The organism is Gordonia liuliyuniae (assembly GCF_021739025.1).
In the GTDB taxonomy this organism is placed as follows: Bacteria; Actinomycetota; Actinomycetes; order Mycobacteriales; family Mycobacteriaceae; genus Gordonia; species Gordonia liuliyuniae.
The window spans coordinates 81,439-91,999 of sequence record NZ_JAKKOT010000005.1; the positions used below are offsets into that span (position 1 = coordinate 81,439).

Below are 10,561 nucleotides of genomic sequence, written 5' to 3' on the forward strand. Positions count from 1 at the left end.
GGCGGCCGATCACTCGAACCAGAGTCGTTGCAGCGCGCGCTGCACGTCGTGCGCCACGCCGGCTACCGACTCGACGACGTCTCCGCCGGCCATGGCGTCGGCCGCGACCGCAAGATCGGCCCACCGGGCGGTCACGACGCGAGGGTCGCTCGTGTGGAGCGCCCAATCGTGCCCGGAGGTGTCCGATTCGAGCATCCAGTAGGTGCCCAACCACGTCCACAGTGTCCGCGGTGTCAGCAGCAGATTGCCCAGCGTCGTGTCGTCGTTCAATGCGGGCCACAGCGGTCCGGCTTCGGATCGCCACGCGTCCACCAGCGCCGACTCGAGTTCCACCTGGTGGGCGACCCCCTGGTCGGACAGTGCGGCGGGGAAAGTCGTCAACGCATACGCGACATCGAGGGTCGCGTCGCGGAAGGCGCCCCACTCGTAGTCCATGAACTGGACACCATCGTCGTTGATGAGGATGTTGTCCGGGCCGACGTCGGACGGGCTGAACGCGCGGAACCGGCCCTCGTCGAAGAGGGTCAGACCGGAGTCGAGGACTCTCCGGAACTCGTCCGGGACGTCGACGCCGACCTCCGCCGCCACTTCGTCGGCCCGTCGGACCGACTCCGACGCCTCGCCGCCGATGCCCGCGAACACCGGGTCGTCGGCGACATCGCGTGGGCCGACTCCGCCGCGCCCGCTCACGCGGAGCAACGCTTGGAAGTCGTCCTCACCGCCGTAGGTCGCGGCGTGCATACGTCCCAACGCCTGACCCCACGCGCTGACGCCGCGGTGGACGTCGTCGATGTCCGACGACGCGAGTTGGTCGAGCATGCCACGGCCGCTGCCCAGATCGGTCAGCACGAGAATGCGGGTGTCCAGGTCGGACGCGAGCAGCTGCGGGCCGGGCCGGGACACCGTCGGCAACGCAGTCGCATACCGGTACGACGCGATCTCGCGCAGCACTTGGCCCGCTTCGGAGTTGTCGTCGAACGCCTTGACGACGACGGTGCGGTCGAGAGAGACCGGGTTGTCGGCGACCCGGAAGCGCACCACGGTGCTGCGTCCGGATCCGCCGAGATCCTCCGGATCGTCGATCTGAACTTGGCTTCCCGCTCGTCGCGTCAGGACGTCCTGCGCCGCGTCGAGGACGGAGTCGATTCGATCGTGTGCCACAAGGGTCATGACTGTTTCAGGCGTTGACCGCCTGTCCCTCCTGAGCTTTGGGACCAGGTTCGTTCTTGGGGACGGGCTTCGCGTCGATGCCCGACTCCTTGCGCTGCGCCACAGTGATGGGCGCGGGTGCGTCGGTGAGCGGGTCGACACCGCCGCCGGACTTCGGGAAGGCGATCACCTCGCGGATGGAGGCCTCGCCCGCCAGCAGGGACGTGATGCGGTCCCAGCCGAAGGCGATGCCGCCGTGCGGCGGCGCACCGTAGGCGAACGCGTCGAGGAGGAAACCGAACTTCTCCTGCGCTTCCTCCTCGCCGATCCCCATGATCTTGAAGACGCGTTCCTGCACATCGCGGCGGTGGATACGGATCGAGCCTCCGCCGATCTCGTTGCCGTTGCACACGATGTCGTAGGCGTACGCCACCGCGGCGCCCGGATCTGATTCCAGGTCGGCCATGCACTCGGGTTTGGGCGAGGTGAACGCGTGGTGGACCGCGGTCCACGCTCCCGAGCCGACCGCGACGTCGCCCGCGGCGGTCGCGTCGTCGGCGGGCTCGAACATCGGTGCGTCGACGACCCAGGTGAATGCCCAGTCGTCGTCGTTGATGAGGCCGAGTTTGTCGGCGATCTCGCCGCGAGCGGCGCCGAGCAGAGCACGCATCGGTTTCGTCGGTCCGGCAGCGAAGAAGATGCAGTCGCCAGGCTTCGCGCCGACGTGCGCCGCGATGGTGTCGCGTTCGGTGTCGGAGATGTTCTTCGAGACCGGTCCGGTGAGGCTGCCGTCCTCCTGGACCAACACATATGCCAGCCCCTTGGCGCCGCGCTGCTTGGCCCACTCCTGCCACGCGTCGAGCTGGCGACGCGGCTGCGACGCCCCGCCCGCCATCACGACGGCGCCGACGTACGGCGCCTTGAACACGCGGAACGGGGTGTCGGCGAAGAACTCGGTGCATTCGACGAGTTCGATGTCGAAGCGCAGGTCGGGCTTGTCGCTGCCGAACCGTCGCATGGCGTCCGCGTAGGTGATGCGCGGGATCGGCGTGGTGATCTCATGGCCGATCAGCTTCCACAGCGAAACCAGGATCTCCTCGGCGAGGGCGATCACATCGTCCTCGTCCACGAAGCTCATCTCGATGTCGAGCTGAGTGAACTCGGGTTGGCGATCGGCGCGGAAGTCCTCGTCGCGGTAGCAGCGGGCGATCTGGTAGTACCGCTCCATGCCCGCGACCATGAGCAGTTGCTTGAACAGCTGCGGACTCTGCGGCAGCGCGTAGAAACTGCCCGGTTGCAGGCGTGCGGGCACCAGGAAATCGCGGGCGCCCTCCGGGGTGGAGCGGGTGAGGGTCGGCGTCTCGATCTCGACGAAGTCGTGTCCGCCGAGGACGGTGCGAGCGGCAGCGCTCACCTGCGAACGCAGACGGATAGCGCGCGCGGGCCCTTCACGGCGAAGGTCGAGGTAGCGGTGACGCAGGCGCGTCTCCTCGCCGGGCTGCTCGTCGAGCTGGAACGGCAGCGGAGCCGACTCGTTGAGCACGACGAGTTCGGTGGCGTTCAACTCGATGTCGCCGGACGCCAGCGCCGGGTTCTCGCTGCCTTCGGGCCGTGCTTCGACGACGCCGGTCACCTGGACACAGAACTCGGCACGCAGACGGTGAGCGGCTTCAGCGACCTCGTCGTCTCGGAACACCACCTGGACCAGGCCCGAGGAGTCGCGGAGGTCGATGAACACGACTCCGCCGTGGTCGCGGCGTCGTGCGACCCAACCGGCGACGGTGACAGTCTGCGAGGCGTCCTCGCGGCGCAACGATCCAGCGAAATGCGTGCGGAGCACTGGGTTCCTTCCTGATAAGGACAAGATGATCTCGCCACAGTCTACGTTTCGAGTCCGACGCAGTGACAATTACGTCTCCGACGTTGCGACAGTTACGTCTCCGACGTTGCGACAGTTACGTCTCCGACGCAGTGACAGTTACGTCTCCGACGTTGCCCCGAAACCGGCGCCGCACCCGCTAGCCTGACTCCATGACTTTCCAGGGAAGCGGGCCGCTGGACGGCGGCAATGTCTCCGGCGGCGGAGGCGGCGGCGGGCGGATCGCCATGGGCGGCGGTCTGGGCCTGGTCGTGACGGTCGTCGCATTGCTGTTCGGCGTCAACCCCGGAGACATCATGGGCGGCGGCGCGACGTCGTCCCAGACGAGCACCGGATCGGACGCGGCGCTGCAGGAGCACATCGACAACTGCACGATCGAGCAGGCCAACACCGATGACGTCTGCCGGATCAAGGCGACGGCGATCAGCGTCAACAAGGTGTGGGGCGACCTGATGGGCGACTACACCGAGCCGTCCGTCCGAATCTTCTCCGGGAACATCAACACGGGCTGCGGTGCGGCGTCGTCGGCGATGGGCCCGTTCTACTGCCCGGCCGACGAGACCGCGTACTTCGATCCGAGTTTCTTCGCCGAACTCAAGCGGATGGGCGGGTCGGACGGCCCGCTCGCGCAGGAGTACGTCGTCGCCCACGAGTTCGGCCACCACGTCGAGAATTTGACGGGCGTCCTCGCCAAGGGACAGCGGATGGGCAACGACGGCTCGGTCCGCGTCGAACTGCAGGCCGACTGCTTGGCCGGTGTCTGGGCCCAGCACGCCGACGACGGCCCGGACGCGATGCTCGCTCCGCTGACCGACGACCAGATCGCGTCGGTGATCCAGACCGCCAAAGCGATCGGAGACGACAGCATCCAAGGCTCCAACTCGAACCCGGAGGGCTGGACCCACGGCAGCGCCCGACAGCGTCAACGCTGGTTCACCACCGGCTACGAGTCTGGGAACCCGAAACGCTGCGACACGTTCGCCACCAACGACCTGTGAACGCGACCGACCGGTAAACGCGGGGCACGTCGACATCCGCGGCACCCGCTGACGCCAGCCGCGGATCTCATCGACACCCGCGGCATTCAGGAGTGCCGCGAATGTCGACGAGACCCGCGGAAAGAATGTGCGGTTCGCCCCTGCCGCGGTCCGGGCCGGGGAACTTCTCGTCGTTGGCCGGGGGAGGTACATGCCGCAGACGAGCCTCATCGGCCGGGCCGACGCCACCGCGGTGTTGTACCGGGCCAGGTGTCTCGCGGCCGCCACCGGCCCGCACGCGATGGTGCTCAGCCACGAATCCGCTGCCGCGGTACACGGCTTCGCCCTTCTCTACCCGGATCGCGCGCACGTGCATATGACGAACGGTCGGCCCGGCGGCGGCTACACGCAGGAGCGACGGATCGTGCACACCGGTGTCCTCGCCGACGACGACATCACCGAAGTGGACGGCGTCCTCGTGACGAGCATGAGGCGAACCGCCGTGGATTTGGCTCTTGCGGCGAAGCACTTCGCGCAGGCGCTGACGGCCTTCGACGTCGGACTGGCGAAGAGCCCGCCAGCAGGCGACGACGAGTGCCGTGACGAGATGGCGCGTGCGCTCGCATCCAGTCGGCGCGGTGTGGCACTCGCGCGGCGAGCTCTGTCGTTCGCCGACGGCAGAGCAGAGTCGCCGGGTGAGTCGTGGAGCCGAGCCCACATCATCTACGCCGGGCTGCCGATCCCCGACCTTCAGGTCCGTTACCGCTTACGCTCGGGCCGCACAGCGTTCTGCGACTTCGGCACGATGGGCAGGTTCGTCGGCGAATTCGACGGGCTCGTCAAGTACCGGCGCGACATGCGCAACGGCGAGGAGCCCGAAGACGTCGTCATCCGCGAAAAGATCAGGGAGGACGAGCTCCGCGACCTCGGCCTCGACGTCGCCCGATGGACCTGGGACGACCTGCGGACCGGGCGGGTGGTGTCGATTGTCCGGAAACACGACGAGGACGCCGGCATCATCTGACGGTCGCGGCACTCACCGACATTCGCGGCATCTGTGAATGCCGCGAATGTCACCGAAGCCCGCGCCTGTGCCTCGAACACCGCGGACTGTCGCCGAAACCCGCGGATGCCTCAGGACGTGAGTCGGCTGCGGACCTGTGCGAGGACGTCGTCGAGAGGCACCGACTGCTGTTCGCCGTTCGTGAGGTCCTTGATCTCGATGGTCCGTTCGTCGAGCTCGCGCTCGCCAAGTACGAGGGCCAGCCGCGCGCCGGAGCGGTCGGCGGCCTTCATCGCGCCTTTGAGCGCGCGGTCGCCGTAGGCGAGGTCGACCGAGATCCCCGCGTCGCGCAGCGCACCGGCGACGCCGACCATCTCGGCCTTGGCCGCGGCGCCGAGCGGGACGCCGAACACCTGGACGCGGCCCGCACCCGCGACCGAGACCCCCTCGGCCTGCAACGCGAGGACCGTGCGGTCGACGCCAATGCCGAACCCGATGCCGGACAGCTCCTGCTTGCCGCCGAGTTGCTTCATCAGTCCGTCGTAGCGTCCGCCACCGCCGATCCCCGACTGCGCGCCGAGCCCGTCGTGGACGAATTCGAACGTCGTCTTCGTGTAGTAGTCGAGCCCCCGGACCAGCCGCGGGTTGATCACATACTGCACGCCGAGACGGTCCAGGTGAGCCTTGACCTGCTCGAAGTGTTCGCGCGCGGAATCGCTCAGATGGTCGAGCATGAGCGGCGCGTCGGCCGTCGCCTCCCGCACCTCCGAGCGCTTGTCGTCGAGCACTCGCAGCGGGTTGATGCGGGCACGTTCACGCGTCGGCTCATCCAGATCGAGGCCGAGCAGGAACTCCTGCAACATCTCTCGATACTCGGGCCGACACGTCTCGTCGCCCAGCGACGTCAGATCCAAGCGGTAGCCGGTCAGACCGAGCCGTCGGTATCCCTCGTCGGCGATCGCGATGACCTCGGCGTCCAACGCCGGGTCGTCGACACCGATCGCCTCGACACCCACCTGCTGAAGTTGCCGGTAGCGACCGGCCTGCGGACGCTCGTACCGGAAGAACGGACCCGAATAGCACAGCTTGACCGGCAGCTGCCCACGATCCAGACCGTGCTGGATCACCGCGCGCACCACCCCTGCCGTCCCCTCCGGGCGGAGCGTGACGGTGCGTCCGCCGCGATCGGCAAACGTGTACATCTCCTTGCTCACCACATCGGTCGACTCGCCGACACCGCGCGCGAACAACGCGGTCTCCTCGAAGATCGGCAGTTCGATGTGCCCGTAGCCCGCGCGGTGCGCGGCATCGGTCAGCGCGTTGCGGACGGCGAGGAAGTCGGCCGAAGCGGGCGGAAAATAGTCCGGAATGCCTTTCGGCGCGGAGAACTCGCTCACAGTCCGAATCGTCCCTTCTTCTTGGTATCTGGCAGATCGACGAGGAACGGGTTGCCGGTGCGTTCGGCGCCGATCGTCGTTTGCGGTCCGTGACCAGGCAGGATCACCTGGTCGTCGTCGCGCGGCAATAGTTTCGCCGCGATCGAGTCGAGCAACTGCTGATGACTGCCCCCGGGCAGATCAGTACGGCCGATCGAACCGTTGAACAGTACGTCCCCCGAGAAGCAGACGGAAACCGTCTCGCCCGTATCCGGGTCGGCCGGCACGTCGGGTGTCAGCAGCACGCTCCCCCGCGAATGGCCGGGCGCATGGTCGACACCCCATCGGAACCCCGCGACGTCGACGTCCTCGCCGTCGACGAACTCGATGACCTTCTCCGGTTCGACGAACTCGAGGTCGCCGATCATCGACGACAGCGCCGACCCGATCCCCATCCCGGGGTCGGTCAACATCGGACGGTCATCCGCGTGAATGTAGACGGGCATCGAGAACTCGTCCGCCAACTCCTGCGCGTTCCAGGTGTGATCGAGGTGCCCGTGCGTCAGAAACACGGCGACCGGCGTCAGGGAGTACTCGGCCAACGCGGCACGCACTTGTGGCGCAGCGTCCTGACCCGGGTCGATGACGACTGCGTCCGAGCCTGGCGCCGACGCGACCAGATAGCAGTTGGTCTGGAATGCTCCGGCCGGGAACCCCGCGATCAGCACTGACGTCACCCTTCTCTCGTGTGTCGAACCCATTGTCTCATCGACTGATCAGGCCTCTGCGATAGCATGGGGCCGCCCCGCGCGGACTCTCGCCCGCGGACACCGCTTACAGGAGGTTCCACCAGCGTGTCGACCAACGAAGAGCGTCGCGACGCCGCCCGCCGCAAGCTCGAAGAGCGGCTTGAACGCGAGCAGCAGGCCGCGAAGAAGCGTCGACTCTCGATGATCGCCGCAGCAGGCGTCGTCGTCGTCGCCATCGCGGCCGTCGGCGGATACTTCTGGTGGCGTTCGTGGGACAACGATCGACACACCGTGTGCGACTACGCGGACGCCCCCGCCGACCTCCAGGGCCAGATCAAGAGCGTCGAGGCAATGCTGCCGCAGTTGGAAGCGGACAAGAAGCCCGAGGCCGAGGCATTCCTGACGACCCTCCGCGACGGAGTCAAGAAGGAGAGGACCTCCCCGAAACCGGATTCCCGCACCCTCAACTCAGGTAACCCCGAATTGACCCTCGCCACCAATATGGGCGACGTCGCCGTCGATCTCGACCGCAGCCATGCTGCGTGCAACGTGAACGCCGTCATTTCCCTGGCCAACGACGGCTACTACAACGGGACCACCTGTTACCGGCTCGCCAGCAGCCAGAACATCGCAGGTCTGCAGTGCGGCGATCCGACGCGCACCGGTGCGGGTTCACCGGGCTGGAACTCGCCGGACGAAGCGCCCGACTTCCTCGAGATGACGCCGCCCGATCCGCAGATGGCGCAGCTCGGCATGACCCAGGGCCAGATCACCTACCCGCGCGGCACCGTCGCCATCATCAATTCGAACAACCCTCAGGCGCAGGATCCGGCCCAGCAGGCCAACACCGGCAACGCCAACTTCATCATCTTCACCAAGGACTCGACCTCCACGTCACCCCTGTCGGTGATCGGCAAGGCGTCCCCGGATGGCATCAAAGTCATCGACGAGGTGATGAAGCAGGGCGCCGTCGTCGGACCCGGCTCCACCGCGGAGAACGGCGTTCCGAAGGCGAATCTCGAGATCAAGACGGCGTCCGTCAGCGACGACGACTGACAGATCCCAGATAGCCGCCCCCCGGGTGGCGTCAGCCCGCTGACGTCACCCGGTACACGTCGTAGACGCCTTCGACGTTGCGAACCACGTTGAGGACGTGGCCGAGATGCTTCGGATCGCCCATCTCGAAGGTGAACCGGCTGATCGCGACACGGTCGCGGCTCGTCGTCAGTGACGCGGACAGCAGGTTGACCCGCTCGTCCGCGAGCACCCTGGTCACGTCGGACAGCAACCGGTGGCGGTCGAGCGCCTCCACTTGGATCGCGACGAGGAACACTGCATTCGTCGTCGCGGCCCAACTGACCGGGACGAGTCGTTCCGGCTGCGTTCGCAACTCCTCGGAGTTGGTGCAGTCGGCGCGGTGGACGCTGACGCCGCCGCCGCGGGTCACGAAACCCAGGATCTCGTCGCCCGGCACCGGTGTGCAGCATTTGGCGAGTTTGACGAGCACGTTGCCGAGGCCTTCGACGACCACACCGCTGTCACCCGAACTCGGACGGGAGTTCTGCGTCGACGACGGTGTCGCTCGGTTCGCGATCTCCTCCTCGGCCCCCTCGACACCACCGAGCATCGCGACCAGCCGGTGCACCATACGTCCGGCTGGCACGTGCCCCTCACCGACCGCTGTGTAGAGCGCGTCGACGTCGTTGAAGCCGAACTCCTTGGCGACGGACATCACGGACTCACCGGACAGGAGGCGGTGCAGCGGCAACCCGCCGCGTCGCACCTCCTTGACGATCGCTTCCTTACCCGCCTCGAGCGCCTCCTCGCGACGCTCCTTCGCGAACCACTGACGGATCTTCGCTTTCGCCCGCGGCGAGACGACGAAGTTCTGCCAGTCCTTACTCGGCCCCGCCGTCTCCGCCTTCGACGTGAAGACCTCGATGACCTCACCGTTCTCCAACGGTCGTTCCAGCGCGACCAGGCGGCCGTTGACGCGCGCGCCGATGCAGCGGTGCCCGACCTCGGTGTGGACGGCGTAGGCGAAGTCGACCGGTGTCGATCCCGCAGGCAGGGTGATCACGTCGCCCTTCGGCGTGAAGACGAAGATCTCCCGGACGGCCAGGTCGTAGCGCAGTGATTCGAGGAACTCCCCCGGGTCCGCGGCTTCCCGCTGCCAGTCGAGAAGCTGGCGCATCCACGCCATGTCGTCGACCTCGGCGACATCGGTCGCCTTGCGTCCCTTGCCTTTCCGGCCCTCCTTGTAGCGCCAGTGGGCCGCGATGCCGAACTCGGCGGTCCGGTGCATCTCGTGCGTGCGGATCTGGATCTCCAGAGGTTTGCCCTCCGGACCGATCACCGTCGTGTGCAGCGACTGGTAGACACCGAAACTCGGCTGGGCGATGTAGTCCTTGAAGCGGCCGGCCATCGGCTGCCACAGCGAGTGCACGACGCCGATCGCGGCGTAACAGTCGCGCACCTCGTCACATAGGATGCGCATCCCGACGAGGTCGTGGATGTCGTCGAAGTCTTTGCCGCGGACGATCATCTTCTGATAGATCGACCAGTAGTGCTTCGGGCGTCCTTCGACGTTCGCCTGGATGTGGGCTCCGCCGAGCGCGTTGTCGAGGTCGGTGCGCACCCGAGCCAGATAGGTGTCACGACTCGGCGCGCGGTCGGCGACGAGCCGTACGATCTCCTCGTACTTCTTCGGGTGCAGGATCGCGAAGGCAAGGTCCTCCAGCTCCCACTTCACCGTCGCCATGCCGAGGCGGTGTGCGAGGGGCGCGATCACCTCCAGCGTCTCGCGGGCCTTGCGGGCCTGCTTCTCGGGCGGCAGGAAGCGCATGGTCCGCATGTTGTGCAGACGGTCGGCCACTTTGATCACGAGCACGCGCGGGTCACGGGCCATCGCGATGATCATCTTGCGGATCGTCTCGCCCTCGGCAGCACTGCCGAGGGCGACCTTGTCGAGTTTGGTCACGCCGTCGACGAGGTGCGCGACCTCCGCGCCGAAGTCGCTCTCGAGTTGCTGGAGCGAGTACTCGGTGTCCTCCACGGTGTCGTGCAGGAGCGCGGCGATCAACGTCGTCGTATCCATTCCGAGGTCGGCGAGGATCGTCGCGACGGCCAGCGGATGCGTGATGTACGGGTCACCGGACTTGCGCATCTGACCGGTGTGATGCTGTTCGGCGACCTCATAGGCCTGTTGGAGGACCGCGACGTCGGCTTTCGGGTAGACGCTGCGGTGGAGCGTGACAAGCGGCTCCAGCACCTGCGTGACGCCGCCCCGCGGGGCCGACGTCATTCGGCGCGCGAGTCGAGCCCGCACGCGCCGAGAACTCAACGGTGCAGCTGTGTCTTCGCTGCGGCGCGCGGCATCGGGTTCACTCATGCTGCGAGTCTAAGTCACTCGCGGACAGTGATTCACA

General features: G+C 67.0%; 8 protein-coding genes. 3 read left to right on the forward strand and 5 right to left on the reverse strand.

Annotation, left to right across the window (positions count from 1 at the left end; all coding sequences use genetic code 11):
* Positions 1–9 precede the first annotated feature (9 nt).
* Both L5G28_RS11190 and aspS read right to left on the reverse strand, forming a co-directional pair.
* On the reverse strand, positions 10–1,170 hold the full coding sequence (locus L5G28_RS11190) for a hypothetical protein (RefSeq protein ID WP_237001624.1): 1,161 nt from the start codon (positions 1,168–1,170) through the stop codon (positions 10–12).
* A 7-nt stretch (positions 1,171–1,177) separates the two neighbouring features.
* The gene (gene aspS, locus L5G28_RS11195) at positions 1,178–2,989 is read right to left on the reverse strand and encodes an aspartate--tRNA ligase (RefSeq protein WP_237001625.1); all 1,812 of its coding nucleotides are present in this window, start codon (positions 2,987–2,989) and stop codon (positions 1,178–1,180) included.
* Between the two features lie 191 nt (positions 2,990–3,180).
* On the opposite strand from aspS, the gene ypfJ reads away from it, so the two are divergent.
* Both ypfJ and L5G28_RS11205 read left to right on the forward strand, forming a co-directional pair.
* On the forward strand, positions 3,181–4,026 hold the full coding sequence (gene ypfJ, locus L5G28_RS11200) for a KPN_02809 family neutral zinc metallopeptidase (RefSeq protein WP_237001626.1): 846 nt from the start codon (positions 3,181–3,183) through the stop codon (positions 4,024–4,026).
* A 190-nt stretch (positions 4,027–4,216) separates the two neighbouring features.
* Complete coding sequence (locus L5G28_RS11205; RefSeq protein ID WP_237001627.1) at positions 4,217–5,029, forward strand: type IV toxin-antitoxin system AbiEi family antitoxin; 813 nt, start codon at positions 4,217–4,219, stop codon at positions 5,027–5,029.
* Positions 5,030–5,139: 110 nt separating this feature from the next.
* Here the strand turns inward: L5G28_RS11205 and hisS are convergent, their stop codons facing one another.
* Complete coding sequence (hisS, locus tag L5G28_RS11210) at positions 5,140–6,405, reverse strand: histidine--tRNA ligase (RefSeq protein WP_237001628.1); 1,266 nt, start codon at positions 6,403–6,405, stop codon at positions 5,140–5,142.
* Positions 6,402–7,112: an MBL fold metallo-hydrolase gene (locus tag L5G28_RS11215; RefSeq protein WP_237001924.1), complete on the reverse strand. Its 711-nt coding sequence runs from the start codon at positions 7,110–7,112 to the stop codon at positions 6,402–6,404. The genes hisS and L5G28_RS11215 overlap by 4 nt, the downstream gene beginning before the upstream one ends.
* 126 nt (positions 7,113–7,238) lie before the next feature.
* Here L5G28_RS11215 and L5G28_RS11220 point away from each other — a divergent pair, with 126 nt between their 5' ends.
* Entirely contained in the window at positions 7,239–8,189 is a 951-nt protein-coding gene (locus L5G28_RS11220; protein ID WP_237001629.1) for a peptidylprolyl isomerase, read from the forward strand.
* 31 nt (positions 8,190–8,220) lie between these two features.
* Here the strand turns inward: L5G28_RS11220 and L5G28_RS11225 are convergent, their stop codons facing one another.
* Positions 8,221–10,524 carry a RelA/SpoT family protein gene (locus tag L5G28_RS11225; RefSeq protein WP_236997263.1) on the reverse strand — a complete coding sequence of 768 codons (2,304 nt, stop codon included), beginning with the start codon at positions 10,522–10,524 and terminating at the stop codon, positions 8,221–8,223.
* Positions 10,525–10,561 lie beyond the last annotated feature (37 nt).